General features: G+C 73.3%; 15 protein-coding genes. 5 read left to right on the top strand and 10 right to left on the bottom strand.

The annotated features are described in order from the left end of the window. Positions 1–28: 28 nt before the first annotated feature. The 5 genes from AB0I72_RS01570 to AB0I72_RS01590 all read left to right on the top strand — a co-directional run bounded on the left by AB0I72_RS01570 (position 29) and on the right by AB0I72_RS01590 (position 6456). A complete protein-coding gene (locus tag AB0I72_RS01570) occupies positions 29–910 on the top strand; it encodes a sulfotransferase (RefSeq protein ID WP_358561494.1) in 882 nt (293 codons plus the stop codon). Next, entirely contained in the window at positions 880–2427 is a 1548-nt protein-coding gene (locus tag AB0I72_RS01575) for a polysaccharide biosynthesis C-terminal domain-containing protein (protein ID WP_358561497.1), read from the top strand. Before AB0I72_RS01570 ends, AB0I72_RS01575 begins: the two co-directional genes overlap by 31 nt. Before the next feature lie 387 nt (positions 2428–2814). After that, on the top strand, positions 2815–3273 hold the full coding sequence (locus tag AB0I72_RS01580) for a UDP-N-acetylglucosamine--LPS N-acetylglucosamine transferase (protein ID WP_358561500.1): 459 nt from the start codon (positions 2815–2817) through the stop codon (positions 3271–3273). Positions 3274–3493: 220 nt separating this feature from the next. Next, the gene (iscB, locus tag AB0I72_RS01585; protein ID WP_358561503.1) at positions 3494–4924 is read left to right on the top strand and encodes an RNA-guided endonuclease IscB; all 1431 of its coding nucleotides are present in this window, start codon (positions 3494–3496) and stop codon (positions 4922–4924) included. Positions 4925–4953: 29 nt separating this feature from the next. Beyond that, positions 4954–6456, top strand: coding sequence for a glycosyltransferase (locus AB0I72_RS01590; protein WP_358561506.1), 1503 nt, complete (start codon positions 4954–4956; stop codon positions 6454–6456). A 110-nt stretch (positions 6457–6566) separates the two neighbouring features. Here the strand turns inward: AB0I72_RS01590 and AB0I72_RS01595 are convergent, their stop codons facing one another. The 10 genes from AB0I72_RS01595 to AB0I72_RS01640 form a co-directional block, all read right to left on the bottom strand. After that, entirely contained in the window at positions 6567–7145 is a 579-nt protein-coding gene (locus tag AB0I72_RS01595; RefSeq protein WP_358561509.1) for a 3'-5' exonuclease, read from the bottom strand. Between the two features lie 57 nt (positions 7146–7202). After that, positions 7203–8324: a glycosyl hydrolase family 26 gene (locus tag AB0I72_RS01600; RefSeq protein ID WP_358561511.1), complete on the bottom strand. Its 1122-nt coding sequence runs from the start codon at positions 8322–8324 to the stop codon at positions 7203–7205. Between the two features lie 111 nt (positions 8325–8435). Next, positions 8436–9326 carry a sulfotransferase gene (locus AB0I72_RS01605; protein WP_358562787.1) on the bottom strand — a complete coding sequence of 297 codons (891 nt, stop codon included), beginning with the start codon at positions 9324–9326 and terminating at the stop codon, positions 8436–8438. Between the two features lie 130 nt (positions 9327–9456). After that, a complete protein-coding gene (locus AB0I72_RS01610) occupies positions 9457–9894 on the bottom strand; it encodes an ATP-binding protein (protein ID WP_358561514.1) in 438 nt (145 codons plus the stop codon). A gap of 140 nt (positions 9895–10034) precedes the next feature. Further along, positions 10035–11870 carry an ABC transporter ATP-binding protein gene (locus AB0I72_RS01615; RefSeq protein ID WP_358561517.1) on the bottom strand — a complete coding sequence of 612 codons (1836 nt, stop codon included), beginning with the start codon at positions 11868–11870 and terminating at the stop codon, positions 10035–10037. Next, the gene (locus tag AB0I72_RS01620) at positions 11867–12997 is read right to left on the bottom strand and encodes a hypothetical protein (RefSeq protein WP_358561520.1); all 1131 of its coding nucleotides are present in this window, start codon (positions 12995–12997) and stop codon (positions 11867–11869) included. The genes AB0I72_RS01615 and AB0I72_RS01620 overlap by 4 nt, the downstream gene beginning before the upstream one ends. Next, positions 12997–13692, bottom strand: coding sequence for a flavoprotein (locus AB0I72_RS01625; protein WP_358561523.1), 696 nt, complete (start codon positions 13690–13692; stop codon positions 12997–12999). Before AB0I72_RS01625 ends, AB0I72_RS01620 begins: the two co-directional genes overlap by 1 nt. Continuing rightward, positions 13689–15104 carry a SagB family peptide dehydrogenase gene (locus AB0I72_RS01630; protein ID WP_358561526.1) on the bottom strand — a complete coding sequence of 472 codons (1416 nt, stop codon included), beginning with the start codon at positions 15102–15104 and terminating at the stop codon, positions 13689–13691. Before AB0I72_RS01630 ends, AB0I72_RS01625 begins: the two co-directional genes overlap by 4 nt. Beyond that, the gene (locus AB0I72_RS01635) at positions 15101–16279 is read right to left on the bottom strand and encodes a hypothetical protein (RefSeq protein ID WP_358561529.1); all 1179 of its coding nucleotides are present in this window, start codon (positions 16277–16279) and stop codon (positions 15101–15103) included. The genes AB0I72_RS01630 and AB0I72_RS01635 overlap by 4 nt, the downstream gene beginning before the upstream one ends. Next, entirely contained in the window at positions 16279–16851 is a 573-nt protein-coding gene (locus AB0I72_RS01640; protein WP_358561532.1) for a hypothetical protein, read from the bottom strand. The genes AB0I72_RS01635 and AB0I72_RS01640 overlap by 1 nt, the downstream gene beginning before the upstream one ends. Positions 16852–16942: the final 91 nt, after the last annotated feature.

The following is a 16942-nucleotide window of genomic DNA, read 5'->3' on the forward strand; positions in this document are numbered from 1 at the left end:
CCCGCCACGAACAGCGAAGGACACCGTGATGCCCGTGGACACGCCGCCCGCCGCCCTCCGCCGCCTGTCAGACCCGGTGCGGCGGGTACTCCTGCCCCTGGCGGACGGGCTGGGCGGCGTGACCAGCGCCGCGCGCGCCCTGCCCGACGTACTCATCTGCGGCGCGCAGCGGTCGGGGACCACGTCGCTGTTCAAGGCCCTGGCCCGACATCCGGCGGTCACCGGGCCCACGCTGCGCAAGGGCGTGCACTACTTCGACGTCGGGTACCCGCGGGGCGTGGACTGGTACCGGTCGTGCTTTCCGCTGCGCGCCTCGCTGCGGGCCCGGCGCGGACGACCGCGTGTGCTCGTGACGGAGTCCAGCCCCTACTACCTGTTCCACCCGCTGTCGGCGGAACGGATCGCCCACACGCTCCCGGAGGCGCTGGTCGTGGTGATCCTGCGCGACCCCGTGGAGCGCGCCTACTCGGCCCACGCCCACGAGAGCGCGCGCGGCTTCGAGACCGAGCCGTTCGAGCGGGCGATCGGTCTGGAGGAGAAGCGGCTGTCCGGGGAGGAGGAACGGCTGGTGGCGGATCCCGGATACTACTCGTTCGCCCACCAGCACCACGCGTACCTGGCCCGCGGGAGGTACGCCGACCAGCTCGCGCGGTTCGAGCGGCACCTGGGCCGGGAGCGGATGCACGTCGTGGACTACGCGGACCTGTTCGACGGCACCGCGCGGGCGCTGGCCGGGATCGAGCGGTTCCTCGGCCTGCCGCCCGGCCCCGGCGCGCCGCCCGGGCACCACAACGCCCGCCGCCGCTCCTCGATGCCCGAGCCGCTGCGCGCCGAACTGACCGCCCGGTTCGCCGAGAGCGACGCCCGGCTGGCCGCCTGGTGGGGCCGCACACCCTCGTGGCGCGCGTGACCGCCACGGAGGACGCCGCGGGCGCCGGACTCCGACGCGTCCTGCGGGGCGGTGTCCTCAACATGGCGGGCGCGGTCGTGGGCGCGGGGCTCAACCTGGCGCTCATCGTGGCGATCACACGGGCGTTCACCCAGGAGACGGCGGGTCTGCTGTTCTCGGCGACGTCGGTGTTCCTCATCGCGGCGACCGTGGCCGGTGCGGGGGCGCCGGACGGCCTGGTCTACTTCATCGCCCGCCTGCGCGTCGTCGGCCGGACCGACGGCGTGGCCCGGCTGCTGCGCGTGGCGATGGGTCCGGCCGTGGCCGTCGCGGGGCTGACCGGCGTGCTGATGGTGGTCTTCGCCGATCCGATGGCGCGGGCCCTGGCCTCCGAGGACGCCGCGACCTACCTGCGCCTGCTGGCGGCGTTCGTGCCGTTCGCGGTCATGGTCGACACCGCGCTGGCGGCCACCCGCGCGCACCACGACATGGCCACGACCGTCCTGGTGGACAAGGTGGGTCGACCGCTGGCCCAGCTGGGGCTGGTGGGCGCGGTCGCGCTGTCCGGATCGGCCGGGCTGCTGGCGCTGGCGTGGGCGGGCCCCTACCTCCCGGCGGGGGTGCTCGCGTGGTTCTGGCTGGGACGGATCCTGTCCCGCGCGGTGCCGGACTCCGGGGACGCGGGGCCGGGATCCGACGTGCGCGACGCCCCCCGGAACGGCGGCGACGTCCGGTCCAGGGAGTTCTGGTCCTTCGCGCTGCCGCGCGCGGTGGCGGGGGTTGCCCAGATGGGTGTCCAGCGCGGCGGGGTCGTGCTCGTGGCGCTGCTCAGCGGGTTGACGGGCGCGGCGGTGTACACGGCCGCGACGCGGATCATGGTGCTCGGCCAGTTCGGCAACCAGGCCGTGCTGTCCGCCGCGCAGCCGCAGTTCGCGGAGCAGCTGGCGACGGACGACCGCGCGGGCGTGCGGTCCCTCTACCAGGCGGGGACGTCGTGGCTGGTGTGCCTGACGTGGCCGCTGTACCTGTCGGCGCTGGTGTTCGCGCCCCAGGTGATGGCCCTGTTCGGCGCCGAGTACGCGGCGGGGGCGAGCGCGCTGGTCGTCGTGTGCGCGGGGCAGCTGATCGGGTCCGCGCTGGGGATGGGCGACCTGATCCTGGCGATGACCGGGCGCAGCACCCTCAACCTGGTCAACAACGTCCTGGCGCTGGTGGCCAACCTCGCGGTGTGCGTGTGGCTGGTGCCGTCGCTGGGTGCGACGGGGGCCGCGGTGGCCCTGGTGGCCTCGGTCGCGGTACGCAAGGTGTTCCCGCTGTGGCAGCTGCGGGCGAGGGTGGTCCTGCACCCGTTCGGCGCTCCGGTGATGGTCGCGGCGGGCAGCGCGCTGGTCTGGTTCGGAGCCGTCCCGCTGCTCGCGGTGGGCGTCCTCGGGCAGGGGCTGGCGGCCCTGACCGCGTCGGTGGCCGTCGGGTCCGTGGGCCATCTGGCCACCGTGTGGCGGCTGCGCGGGCATCTCGACCTTCGCCTGCGGAGGTGAGCTCTCCACGGTCATGTCCCCGGCCTCCGCGCCCCCGCCCACACGGACCAGGCGGTGCCAGTGCAACCCACGACACCAGCCGATGCACCGACCCTCCACCCACCAGGACACGGCGGTCCCGGAGCCGACGAAGCCACAGGGCCCCGGCCACCGCGCCTCCGCCCACACGGATCAGGAGGTGCCAGTGCAACCCACGACACCAGCCGATGCACCGAGCCTCCGCTCACCCGGACACGGCGGTCCCCGTAGCCGACGGAGCCGCGGGTCCCCCGACCACCGCGCCGCCTGACCGCAGAGCGGGATGCTCCCGTTCACACGGTCCAGCGCTATGGCACCGTCCTCTCCAGACCCCCAACCCACTACGTTGAGTTATGCCATGATGACTCCATGTCTGCACGACCGGTTCTCCTGGTCGCCTCCAGCGGCGGCCACCTCGCCCAACTCCTGTCCCTGCGGCCCTGGTGGCGGGATCGGACGCGACTGTGGGTGACCTTCCGTACGCCCGACGCCGTGTCCGCCCTGGACGGCGAGGACGTGCGCTGGGCCTTCCACCCCACGACCCGCCACGTCGGCAACCTGCTGCGGAACACGTGGCTGGCGATGCGGGTGCTGCGTGAGGGGCGGCCCAGCGCGGTCGTGACGACCGGGGCCGGGGTAGCGCTGCCGTTCTTCGTCCTGGCCTGGTTCCTGCGGGTCCCGACGGTCTACATCGAGGTCTACGACCGGCTCGACACCCCCACCCTCACCGCTCGCCTCTGCCGCCCCTTCACCCGGCTGTTCCTGGCCCAGTGGGAGGAGCAGCGATCGTTCATGCCCAGTGCCATCACGGTAGGACCGCTCCTGTAATGGGATCCCGGCCCCGCGTGGCCGAGCTTTCAGCGGATGTGTCTGAAGGCCACCGTTACCAGACCCAGCCATCACCGATGCGGAGGTGACCTCGATGGCTACGTTCCGTACAGGACGGAAGACCCACCGGACCGTGCTTCCTCAGCGGCCCGCTCTGGAATCCGCGCCAGCAGAAAACCCCGGGATCAGGGACGAAACGGGGCGCGGAGACCACCAGCAGGTGGTACCCGGTGCGGAACATGGTCGAGGGGAGACCGGTACCGCTTCACCTGGCGGTTCCGGCGTCACCCCCGAGCCCTGCGGGGCCGGGGAGAAGGGCCGTGAGGCCCACATCGCCCACCCCTACGTGTTCGTCCTCGACAAACACGGCGCACCGTTGCAGCCCTGCCCGCCCGCACGGGCCCGCATCCTCCTGGCGAAGGAACGCGCGGTCATCCACCGCCACACCCCCTTCACCATCCGACTCAAGGACCGCAACGCCGCCGACTCCGAGATCGACGGGCTCGAGATCGGCGTGGACCCCGGATCGAAGCACACCGGTATCGCCGTGTTCACCTCCCTCGGAGGAGAACGCCGGGGCCGGTACGCGATCCAACTCGACCACCGCGGACCAGCCATCCGCAAGAAACTTCACCAACGGTCCGCCTACCGGCGGCGTCGGCGCTCGGCGAACCTGCGCTATCGCGCCCCACGTTTCAACAACCGCACCCGACCGAAGGGGTGGCTGGCCCCGAGCCTGCGGCACCGGGTGGACACGACGGCGTCCTGGGTGGACAGGCTGTGCGGGTGGGCACCCATCCGCGCGGTGCACCTGGAGCGGACCGCGTTCGATACCCACGCCCTGTCCACCGGACGTTCGTTGGAGGGAGTCGAGTACCAGCACGGCACCTTGCTCGACTACGAGGTTCGCGAATACCTGCTCACGAAGTTCGACCGAACGTGTGTCTACTGCGGTGTCACCGACGTGCCGCTCAACCTTGATCACGTTCGACCACGCTCACGCGGTGGCTCCGATCGAGTGTCGAACCTGGTCCTGGCTTGCGTGCCATGCAATCAGGCCAAGGGCGCCCGCCCGATTGAGGAGTTCGTCGCCCGCCCGACCACGTTGTCACGCATCCGAGCTCGGGCTCAGGTGCCGTTGCGGCACACGGCGGTAGTGAATTCGACCCGGTGGGCGCTGTGGCGCTCCTTGGACGAACACCTGCCCACCCGTGTGGCCTCGGGTGGACGCACCAAGTGGAACCGCACCCGCAACCGCCTGCCCAAGTCCCACACCCTCGACGCCCTCGCCGTCGGCGTGACCGAGAGAATCACCGAAACCGTCGGCGCGGTCCTGATCGCGAGATGCACCGGACGCGGCTCCTATGCCCGTACCCAGCCCGACAAGCACGGCTTTCCCCGACTCCGGCTGCCCCGAACCAAGCGTTTCCGCGGCTTCAGCACCGGTGACCTGGTCCGTGCCGTCGTCCCCAAGGGAAAGTGGGCCGGAACGCGGACGGGCCGAGCCGCGGTGCGCTCCAGCGGGAGCCACACCGTCTCCACCCCCCAGGGGCTGGTCAAGACCTCATACAAGAACCTTCGGCTGCTGCAACGAGCCGACGGCTATGCCTACACCATGGAAAAGGAGGCAGGGGCTCCCTCCCTGGACTGAAGGCCCTGGGTGACCGCCCCAAGAATCCTGTGACCGAACAGACCACCCGCACGACACCGCTCTCCGACGACCGCCTCCATCCCGACGTGGTGGTCAGCCTCGGCACGGACCACCACCGGTTCGACCGGCTCGTCAGGTGGGCCGACGACTACGCCCGGCGCAACCGGGACCTGCGCGTCCTGGTCCAGTACGGGCACAGCTCCCCGCCCGAGCGCGCGACGGGGACCGCGTTCCTCGCGGGTGAGGAGCTCGGCGAGCACATGCGCTCGGCACGGGTCGTGGTCACGCACGGCGGACCGGGCACCATCGTCCAGGCGCGCGCGGCCGGCCACCTGCCGATCGTCGTGGCGCGCGACCCCGAGCTGGACGAACACGTCGACGACCACCAACTCCTGTTCGTCACCCGCCTGGAGGAGGCGGGCAGGGTCCGGTCCTGCTCGACCCCCCAGCAGCTCGCCGCGCTGATCGACCGGGCGCTCGCCTCCCCCGACGGCTTCCGCGTCCGCCCCGGCGAGGACGGCGGTCCCGAGCGGGCCGCCCGGCGCGCCGGTGAGCTCATCGACCTGCTCACCGAGGCCCCCGAGGCTCCCCGCACCGAACCCGTGACGGCGCCGGTCGGCGGCGACTGGCCCGAGGTGACCGTCGTCGTCCCCACCCGGGACCGCCCGGAACTGCTGCGGCGCACCCTGCGCGGGATCCGCGAGCAGGAGTACCCCGGGCGGATCACCACCATCGTGGTCTTCGACAACGACCAGCCCGACACCTCGCTCGCCGAGGACGACGGCGACCGCCCGGTGCGCGTGGTCACCAACACCCTCACGCCCGGGCTGGCCGGGGCGCGCAACACCGGGGTACTGGCCGCCGACACCGACCTGGTGGCCTTCTGCGACGACGACGACACCTGGCTGCCCGACAAGCTCCGGTCCCAGGCGCTGGTCATGATGGCCGAACCGGCGACCGAGATGGTGTGCTGCGGCATCCGGGTGGTCTACGACCGGGTCGAGGCCGAACGCGTCCTGGACCGCACCTCGGTCACGTTCGGCGACCTGCTCGGCTCACGGCTGACCGAGCTGCACCCGTCCACGTTCCTCATCCGCCGCCGGGCGATGATCGACGGATGCGGTGCGGTGAGCGAGGAGATCCCGGGCAGCTACGCCGAGGACTACGAACTGCTGCTCCGCATGGCGCGCCGGGCGCCCATCCGCAACCTGCCCGAACCGGGCGTGCGCGTGCTGTGGCACCGCAGGTCGCACTTCGCGGGCCGGTGGCGGACCATCTCCACGGCGCTGCGCTGGCTGCTGGAGCGCTACCCCGAGTTCTCCCTCGTGCCGCGCGGGTACGCGCGCGTGGCCGGTCAGATCGCCTTCGCGGAGGCGGCGTCCGGGCGGCGCGTCGAGGCGCTGCGCTGGATCCGCACCACCCTGCGGCACCGGCCCACCGAGGGCCGCGCCGTGGTCGCCCTGCTCGTCGTGTGCGGCGTGCCCGCGGGATGGGTGCTGCGGACGCTCCACCTGCGCGGCAAGGGGTTGTGAACCTCCGGGCGCGGCGGCCCGGGGCCCTCCCGGGCAGTCCTTGATGCCCGGGTCTGAACGCTCAGCTCCGAGGTCTCAGGGCTCGGTTCCCGGGTCCACGGCCTGAGGTCTCAGGGCTCGACACTCGGATCTGGGATCTCGGGCCACGCGTCGCGTTCCACGAGGAACAGCACCAGCGCGGCGATGTTCCAGGCGTCGTCCTCGCCCCGGTGGTGCTGTCCCTCCAGGGGAAGGTCGGCCATGCCCAGCGCACGGTGCATGCCCGGGCCCTTCGGCCTGTCGTGGAACGCGCCGAACACGCGCTTGGCGTTCGTGTGGCGCTTCCCGAACGGGTAGCCGGTTCCGGTGACCCGGCACTGGTGGGTGAACTGATTGCGGTCGTAGTCGCCCCAACTGGCCCACGGGCGTTCCCTCGCCCCGTGCTCCTCCACCAGCCACCGGCACGCGTCGGCGAAGCTCACGCCGGTGTCCACCTCGGCCTGGGTGAGCGTGGTCAGTTCGGTGCAGAAGTCGCTGACCTCGGACCGCGCGGGCCGCACCAGCAGGCCGTGCCTGGCCACCCGTCGGCGCTCGTCCAGGTCGACGACGGTCAGTCCGATCTCGATGATCTCGTTGGCCTGCCCCGGCGGTCGGGGGCCGCTCCAGCAGGTCGCCTCGACGTCGACCACGTTCAGCAGGTTCCGTTCCATGCGGCGACCCTAGGGAGGCGCGCCGCGCCTGTCACCCGGTTTTCGGCCCGGTCGGGTTCAGTCGCGGCTCTCGGCGTAGGCGGCCAGGCGGCGGACCCGGTCGGGCAGGTTGACGTAGGGGTCCCGGCCGGCCAGTTCGAAGCCGCGGCGGGCGTACTCGTTGGCGCCGATCCGGAAGTCGCACCCGGCGACCTCGTCGTCCCAGACCTTGACCGCGCGCACCCGCTCGTACCTGCGCAGGACGTCGGGGATGTCGGCGTACCAGCGCAGGGTGTCGCGCGGGCCGATGTCGGTGGTGCCCATCTCGCCGATCATGATCGGCTTGGCGGGGTCGATGCCGTGCCGGGGACCCTCGTTCTGGAACCACTCGTAGGCGGGCCGGAGGGCGTCCTCGAAGGTGTGCACCCCGGTCCACTTCGGCATGAGCGCGCAGCCGGTCATGTTGTACGCCTCGTAGCTGATCCAGTCGACGTGGTCGTTGCCGGGCCACAGGCCGGGCAGGCGGTCGAGGTTGCCGCGCCAGCCGGTCACGTTCCACACCCAGATGGCGTTGTCGGCGCCCTCCTGACGGTAGAGGTCGACGATGTGCCGCCAGGCGGCGACGAACTCGTCGGGGCTTCCGCGCCGCCGGTAGCGCTTGTCGGCGTCCGCCTCGTGGTCGAAGGTGACGAAGTAGGGCACGTCCAGGTCGGCGATCGTGCGGGCCTGGGCGCGCAGCGAGGAGTCGAACTCACCGTCGATGATGTCGTCGTAGTCGACGGCGGGGTGGCCGGAGCGTTCGAAGCGGCGCGCCTCGATGTTGGTGTGCACGAAGCGGCCCTCCGCGATCATCCGCCGCTCGCGGTCCCCGGGCACGTCGGCCTGGTCGACGCCGCGCCAGGTGTAGACGATGTCCATGCCCCGGTCGACGGCGGACTCCAGCGGCTCGACGCGGTTGTCGTGGGGGCTGGCCCCCCACCACACGCCGCAGGAGGGTTCGAGGATCTCGGAGACCGTGCACGCGGACTCGACCAGGGTCGGCAGGCCCAGGAGGGCGGCGGTGTTCCTCCCGGGCGTGTCGACGGGGAGGTCGTCGACCGGTCGCACGCGCGCCTCGGCCGCGATCCCCGGTCCCGCCAGTGTCAGGGCGGTGAGCACGGCCCCCGCCGCCGCCAGTCCTCGTGTCGGTCTCCTGTTCACGGTGAACGCCCCCAGACGCAGAACTACGTAGAGTACTTGGATGACGACTTTACGTTAAAATTCGGACACGCGGCAACCTTTCCGCCCATGGCGATTCCGCGCTTCCCCAGATCAGTAGCCATAGCGCCCCCGGGCGGGCGCCGTGACCGCGCTCACCAGCCCCCGCCGCCACGGCGCCAGGGACTCCCGCCAACCGTGGTCGGGACGGACCCCCAGCGGGCCCTGCGCGAACCGCATCGGGTTGCCCGAGACCGCGTGCGTCCGCGACAACCGGACGCCGCCCTCCCCCACGGCGGGCGGCGTGCCCGCGTACCCGGCGAACTCGGCGATCCGGGCGAACTCGGCCGCCGGATCCGCGACGAAGTCCTCGTAGCGCACGCGCAGGCTGGGGGTGCCGCGGCGGGTGAGCGCGTCCAGGGTCGCGTTCTGGGTCATCCACTGCACGGCCGCGCGGCCCGCCGAGTACCGCGCCATCTCCGGTTCGCTGCTGTCCGGGGAGGCGTCGGGGCGTGGAACGCGCTTGCCCCAGGAGTGGGCCACCGCCCGGGGGTCGCGGACGACGTGCAGCAGCCGCATGCGGGCCCCGTAGCGCAGCCGCAGGCAGGCCGCCAGGGAGGCGTGCTTGCTGGCGTCCACGACCACGTGCGCCCCGCTGACCAGCGCGATCGCCGAGTAGAGGCGGTGGTAGAGGTCGGTGTAGCGATCGCTGCGCGTGGCGAGGACGCCGCCGCCGGACCCGTTGAGCAGCATCGGCAGGTACCGCGTGCGGTCGACGCCGTCCTTGAGCCGGAGCACCGCGCCGGCGTCCAGGCGGTCCCAGCCGCCGAACGCCTCCTTGCCGACGTCCGACCAGAAGCCGCAGTCGGCGAACGGCTGTCCGCAGCCGCAGCGCTCGTTCTCCAGGAGACCGCGCCGCCACAGGTGCACGACCTCTCCGACCGAACAGAACCCGGGCAGCTCACCGAGGAGCCGTTCGATCAGGGTCGAACCGGAGCGCCCCATGCCGCCGACGAACACCAGACGATAGCCATCCACGGGTCAAGCGTAGGACGTCCGGTCACGTTGCGTGGCGAAAACGTGACATGTGCGGGGGGTCGCGCGCGAAGCGCGGACAGTGGGAGAGGGGTCGGGGTCATCCCGTCGCGGCGATCTCCGCCCAGGCACGGGTCCCGTGGACGGGGTGCGGGCTCAGGCCCCAGCGGTCGGCCAGGTGGTCGACGATGACCAGCCCGCGGCCGGACTCGGCCTCGTCGTCGGCGTGGCGGTCCACCGCGTGCAGGAGGATGCGCCCGTGGTCGTGGACGTCGAGGCGCAGAAGGGGTCGCGCACCGGTCGACCAGGCCAGGTCGAGGTGCACGGGCGGGCGGCCGTGGACGACGGCGTTCGCGACGAGTTCGCCGACGACGAGCGTCGCCGACTCGACCAGGTCGGAGCGGCCCAGGCGGTGCAGGAAGCGGTCGACCACGCGGCGGGCCGTGCGCGCGCTGTCCAGGACCCCGGGCAGTCGGTGGGACTCGCCGGGATCGGCGGTGGTGACGGGGCCCGGTTCGGCCTCGGCTATGGAGGGCATCACGCCATTCCTTCGAACGGGTACCGGTGTCGATCTCGGAGGTGGAGCGTGTCGTACGCCACCCTGGCCAGTGGTGCCGGTCTCACATGCACTGATGGTCCGAGGATGACCCACGCGTTGCCCTCCCGTAAACATTGTGATCATTGTGAATATTTCTGTTCACGGTGTTCACCGACTTCGACGGGAACCTCGGAGCCCTCCCCGTCGGCGGCCAGCATCTGCGAGGCCGCCAACTCCCGGTAACCCGGGTCGTTCCGGAGCAGGTCCTCATGCGTTCCCACGGCGCGTACCCGGCCCGCGTCCATGACGACGATCCGGTCGGCGGCGGCCACCGTCGACAGCCGGTGGGCGACGACCAGCACGGTGGTACGGGCGGCGGCGGCCTCGATCACCTGGCGCAGCGCCCGCTCGTTGGCGGCGTCGAGCTGCGAGGTCACCTCGTCGAGCAGCAGCAGTCGCGGCGCGCGCAGCAGGGCGCGGGCGATGGCCACGCGCTGCCGTTCGCCCCCGGAGAGTGTCGTACCGCGGTGGCCGACCCGCGTGTCCAGCCCCTCGGGGAGCCGGGCGATGAGACCGGACAGTTCCGCGAGGCGCACCACCTCGGCCAGCAGCGCGTCGGAGGCGCCGGGCGCGGCCATCGTCAGGTTCTCGCGCAGTGTCCCAGCGAGCACGGGGGCGTCCTGTTCGACGTAGCCGATCGCGCGGCGCAGGTCGGCCAACGGCCAGGCGCGGACGTCCGTGCCTCCGACGAGGACGCGCCCCTCGTCGGGGTCGTAGAAGCGCTCGACGAGGGAGAAGAGCGTGGTCTTCCCGGCCCCGGAGACGCCGACGACCGCGGTGAGCCCCGGCCCCTCCGCGCGGAACGAGACACCGCGGTGCACCGGGGGCGAGTCGGGCCCGTAGGAGAAGCCCACCCCGTCGAACTCCACCGTGAGCGGCGCGGTGTCCGGGGCGGGGGCGGTCCGCCCGGCGCCGCGCTCCGCGGTTTCCCGCCGGTCCGGCTCCTCCTGACCGACGGTCAGGCTCTCCTCGACGCGGCGCAGCGCCGCCAGGCCGCTCTGCATCTGCGTCAGCGCGCCCGTGAGCATCTGGAGCGGGGAGAGCAGGTAGAACAGCAGCAGGATGTAGGCGATCAGGTCGCCGACGCCCATCTCCCCCGTGGCGACCCGTGCCCCGCCCAGACCGAGGACCACGAGGTAGGACGTGTTCAACGGCAGCCAGGTCAGGACCGTCGTCGACGACTGCCAGGCGACCTCCGCCAGCCCCGCCCTCCGCGAGCGGAGGTTGGCGTCGCCGAGACGCGCGCGTTCGTCCTCCTCCGCCGAGTTGGCCTTGACCGTGCGCAGCGCGCCGAACATCCGCTCCAGGGCGTCGCCCAGGTCGCCCAGCGCCTCCTGGGAGGCGTCGGAGGCCCGCCGGACACGGGGCAGCACCACCCGGAACACCAGCGCCACGACCGTGACCGCCGCGGCGGTGACGGAGAACAGCACCGGATCCATCCAGGCGAGCAGCGCCATCCCGACGACGAGCAACAGCCCGTGGGTCACGGCGTTGCTGACGGACGCCGTGGCGACGGTACGCAGCAGTGTCGTGTCGGCCGTCATCCTGGTGACCAGGTCGCCGGGTTTGAGCCGGTCGGCCTCGGGAACGCGCATGCGGACGAACGCCCCGATCAGGCGCCCCCGCACCGCGAACACGAGGTGCTGGCCGGCCCGGTCGATCAGGTAGTAGCCGCACGCCGTGACGACCGCGCCGCCGAGCAGCACGCCCGCCAACCGCAGGACCGGCCCCCACGCCGAACGGCCGGCCTGGAGGGCGTCGACGACGGCGGCGGCGAGGAGGGGCTGGGCCAGCGAGACCGCGCCGCCCAGGAGTGACAGGACACCGCCCGTGACCAGGGTCCCGCGCTGACCGCGGGTGTAGGACAGCAGCGCCCGCAGGCCGGGGGCGCCCCCGGCCGTGTCTCCCCCGGTCACGGGCGGGCCTGCGACTTCCGGGCGGGGGTCGGCGCGCTTTTGGCCGCCATGTGGTCGAGGCGGCGCAGCAGGTGCTCGGCGACCCGCGCCCCGGTCGTCCATTCGAAGGCCGCCATGGCCGCGTCGTCCCCGCCGCCGCGCACGCCGCGGACCTCCGGGTTCCGGCCGCGTTCGATTCCGGCGCGCATGAGCTCCCACAGCTCCTCAGAGGACGCCGAGGGCCGCGCGTGCGCGATGAGCCCGGCGTCGGCCATCGCCTCGACACGTGTGGTGAAGGACGCGGCGAACTCCACCTCGGGTGAGGTCATGCCCAGCACCGGCACACCGTTCCAGACCAGGTCGCACGTGACGGTGCCGTAGGCGTTGGCGATGACCAGGTCGGCGGCGGTGTAGTACCGCTCGGGTGCGGGGGTGAACCCGGCCCACACGACGTCGTCGGCGCGGTCGTCGGGGACTTCGCGGAAGGGCTCGCCGAGGACGTACAGGCGGTGGCCGGGCGGGGCGTGCTCCAGCCAGGTGGTGAGGACCGCGTCGGAGATGAGCTGGTTGTCGAGGCGGTTGCCGAGCCCGCCGACGGTCAGGACCGCGGCCGGGGTGTCGGGATCCAGCCCCAGACTCGTGCGCGAGGCCCCCCGGTCGGTGTCGAAGTCGGCGACGACCTGGCCGAAGCGGCGGATCGGCGTGGAGGTGCCGAACGGGCCGGGGTGGGCGACGGAGAAGTCCAGGAGCAGGATCTCGCCCGCGTAGTCGAGGAACGCGTCGCTTCGGGGTTGGCCGAACTCCGAGAAGAACCAGTCGGTCATGAGGATCGCGCGGCGCCGCCACTCGCGCACGCAGAACGGCAGCGCCCACACGACCTCGTCGGCGACGACCAGGTCGGGCGGGTCGAGGCGGCCCATCACCTCCCAGATCCGCTTGCCGGCGGCCGGGGACATGTCCTCGTGGTCGCCGATGCCCAGATCGGTGAACGGCTCGCCGTACATCTCCAGGTAGCGGGCGGCGCTTCCGGAGGCCAGGACCTCGATGTCGACGTCGGGCCGCTCGGCCCGGATCGCCTCGATGACGCGCAGGTCGCGCGCGGCGTGACCGAAGCCGTGTCCGCGGGCGAGCATGAGCATGCGGGGCATCAGCGGCTCCTCTCATCATGGGGCTCGGGGTCGGGGTCGGCGCTGGTCGTCCGACGCCGGAGGAGTTCGAGGGTGCCCACGACCGCGGCCAGCGGGGCCGCGCCGTGGCCGTCGTCGCGCCCGGTCGTCCAACTCCGGACGGGGACCGGCGGCACGACGGCGACGTTGCCCCGTCGCGCGAGGGCGTCGGTGTGCCGCTCGGAGACCGGGGTGTTCCAGCCTCCCGACGGGACCGAGGGCGCCACCACGATGGGCGCGCGGGTGCACTGCAACGCCAGCAGGGCGGGGCTGTCGGCGAGTCCGAGCGCCAGCCGGGCCAGGAAGTTGAGGCTGGCGGGAAAGACCACGGCGGCGTCGGCCCACTCGGTCAGGCGCACGTGGACCGCCTCGGAGACGGGCTCGTCGGGCCAGGTGTCGGGGATGACGTCGCGTCCGGTGATCATCCCGAGAGCCGTGGGAGTGACGAAGCGGTGGGCCGACCGGGTCAGCACCACCTGGACCGCCAGGTCGGGGAAGGCGGTGCGCAGCCAGGTGAGTTCCCCCGGAAGGTAGGCGGCGTGCATGGAGCCGCTGCCCACGAGCAGCAGCCGGGAGAAACCGATCGGCGGCAGGGCTCCGTCGGCGGAGCGGTGCGCGGCGCCCTTCGCCTCGTCGGTCGGGCCGCCCGCAGGGCGGCTCGCCGCCTCGCCCCTCATGGCGCGGGCCGGGAGCCGAGGACGATCCCGCCGACGGGCGCCTGGTCGAGCGGGTCGCACCCGGTCGCCTCGGCGAAGGCGGCGGTGTCGGCCGGACCGATGGCGCAGGCCGCGAGGCCGGCGGCCTCGGCGCACAGGTAGACCGACTGGATGACCACCCCGGTGTCCTTGAGCGCGAGCGTGTGGGCGATCTCCCCGTACTTCCAGCTCAGCCGCTGGAAGCGGGCCGCGAGGGTGATCAGCACCTGTGGGACGTCGGAGGAGCCCAGGGCCCGGTAGGCATGGTCGACGAGGGGGACCAGGGCGCTCGGGTCGCGGGCGACGGTGACCAGCGCGTGGTCGGCGGGGTCGTAGCGGTAGACGCCGGGGCTCAGACCCGTGCAGCGGCGCGCCGCCACGTAGTACTCCAGCTCGTGCAGGGCGCCCGCGCCGGGGACGGGGCGCAGGGCGCGGTCGTAGGAGCCGGGGGTGTCCGGGTCGGCCGCGAGCCGCGTGGTGATCCTGCCGACGCGGTACAGCACCTCGCCGACCTGGGCGGCTGTCACCGGGGGGTCGCCGAAGGTCCGTACTGAGCGCCGGCGCTCCATGACCTCGGCGAGCGGAGGATCGGTCCGGCGCAGCCGCGCCATGTCGGGACGGGGCAGCGGCCGCACGGGCCCGTCCGCGGGAGTGAGGGCGGGTGGCGGGGGGAACGCGGTCGACGGCCCGCCTGCCCTCGGCGGGGACATCGCGATTCCGGCGCGGCCCCCGTGCGCCCACAGGTCGCGGAAGGTGCGCCCAGCGTGGCCCGGGGCCTCGTCCTCGGGGAGCCCGCCGGCCGCGTCGGTCTCCGCGGCGAGTCCGAGGTCGACGAGCAGCTGGAGGAGGTCTGCAGCGGCGGGGTCGGGGCAGTGCGCCAGTGCCTCGGCGGGGGTGCGCGGGACGGCGAGTGCCGCGGGGAGCGCGGCGAGGGCTGGACGGTTGAGGATCACCTGGCATGCGGCGGCGGGCGATTCGAGGACGGCCGTGTCCCCGTCGCGGCGCACGGCCGCGAAACGGGACAGGCGCAGGCGCGCCCCGGGCAGCGGCTCGGAGCCGGGCCGGTAGTGCCCGAGTCGGGAGGTGAGTCGGGCCTCGGCCGCCTCCGCCCCGTCGTCGGCGACGCAGACCGCGACGACGAGTCCGACGCCGAGGAGGCGCGCGACCCGCGCCGCGAGGCCGCCCGGGTCGGCGTCGGGGGCGAGCTCGGCGGCCTTCTCGATGAGGGGTTCCCAGGCGACGGGTGTCCGCAGCAGGCGCAGGAGGGCGGCGACCGCTCCGTCGGGGTCGGGGACGACGGCCCGTCCCGTCCCCGGACGGGAGACGAGCACGCCGCCGTGGGCGCCGCCGGAGGGATCGACGTCCGCGTCGGAGGCCGTGCGCAGGGCGATCATGCGGGAGCGGCCTCTCGTGCGTGGCGGTGTCCGACGCGTACGGCGTCGAGCATCAGTTCGGTCAGGGGCTCGCGCAGCCGCTCCAGCTCCGCACGGTCGGCGTAGGGGTGCAGCGCGGCCTGGGGCAGGGTGGCGAAGGCGCGCCGGACGATCGGGGCGGCCAGGAGAGCCTCCAGGTCGAAGGGGTCGCGGAGGGGGAACGGGTCGGGCAGTGCCCGGCCGTCGGGGGTGAACTTCCACGCGTTGGGGCCGAGAAGCGTGATCCCCGCGGTGAAGGGCGTCAGCCAGAGTCGGTCGAGTACCTCGCCGCCGACGTCGGACCAGCGGCGCCGCCACTCGGCGACGTGGACGCGCGCCATCGCGTCGACCTGCGCCGGGCTCAGCCCCCGGGTCTGGATCCACTGCTCCGCCGGGGAGATGTCCCAGGGGATGCCGCCGTGCGCGGAGTAGGGTCGCCGGACCGCGTAGAACGGCCGCGAGGGGGCTTCGGTCAACAGGAAGTGCGAGAAGAACGGGAGCCCGCCCGACATCAGCACCGTCTCACCGTCCGGGCCGTCGGGGACGTCGTCGGCGAAGCAGACCGAGTGCCGTGGGCCTTGGACGTCGTTCCCGGTCAGACTGGCGGGGCCGTCGTGTTCCACGAGTGTGGGGATACGGCAGAGCCGGGTCACACCCCGCTCGTAGAGGAAGTGCGACAGCGACACGTCGTCCTGCGCCGGCCACGTGTGGAGACGGCTCCGTGCCGCCTCGCCGAACTCCCGGCCGAGGGCGGCGGGCAGGACCAGGGCGACGCAGGGGACGTACTCGTCCACGGCTTCGGCCCACACCGCTCCGGCCATCGCGGCCAGGCGCAGGTTGTGCGCCGTCATCGACGTCCACTCGGCGAACAGGGACAGGGACGCCTCGGGGAGGGCGCGAACGCCCGCGAGCACCTTGGGGAGGAAGTCGGCACAGGGAACGGCGTCGTCCTGGAGGACGAGGTGGTGGGTCGCGTCCTCGGGAGCGGCCGACCAGGCGGCGGCCGCGGTCCGCAGCGCGGAGGGGCCGTCCTGCGGCCGGGGGTCCAGGACGACCCGGGCGGCCAGCTCCGGGTGCCGTGCGGCCAGGGCCTCGGCCCGGTCGCGCCGACTGGGGTGGGCCATGATCGCGGTGGAGAGCCGCACGTCGTCGCCCATCACGGCTCCCCCGCGGTCACCGCGACCAGGTGGACGACCGGGGTGCCGGCCGTCGCCAGGGGCCAGGGGCCGGTCCGCTCGTCGACGGTGACCTCCGGCGCCGTGGAGCGCATCCGCCGCGCCAACTCCTCGGCGGCGGCTCCGGCGGCGGTGCACAGCAGCCGGAAGGAGGAGGCCGAGGCGGTGGCGGGACCGCCGAACAGGACGGCGGTCCCGCCGCCGGACTGTGGGAGGAGGGCGGCCGGAGGCGTCTCGGCGCCGGCCGGGAGCAGTCCCGTCCCGTTCCAGGCGTGGAGGACCGCCGGTCCGCCCGACGAGGCGGGCAGCAGCGCGCACACCTCCAGTTCGGTGATCGGCGCGGCGGTCCGCAGCGCCGCCGCGATCCCCGCCGACCACGCCTCGGGGGGCGCGGCCGGGGTGTCGGCCCCGGATACGGCGGCACCGGCGGGCTCCGCCCCGCCGGCCCGATCCGTCGCGGCCCGCAGCGGGCTCGCCGGGTGTCCGTCCGGGGCCGCGGTGGCGTCGAGCGCGGCCGCGTCGGCCCACAGCCGGTGTTCGGTGACGAAGGGCATCACGGCCGCCTTTCGTTGGGAATCGGTCCGTGCACCGGCGGGTGTTCCGGTGCACGGGTACGGTGGCCCCGCGTGGGATCCACCGGCGGTC

Source organism: Nocardiopsis sp. NPDC049922, from assembly GCF_040660275.1.
Taxonomy (GTDB): Bacteria; Actinomycetota; Actinomycetes; order Streptosporangiales; family Streptosporangiaceae; genus Nocardiopsis.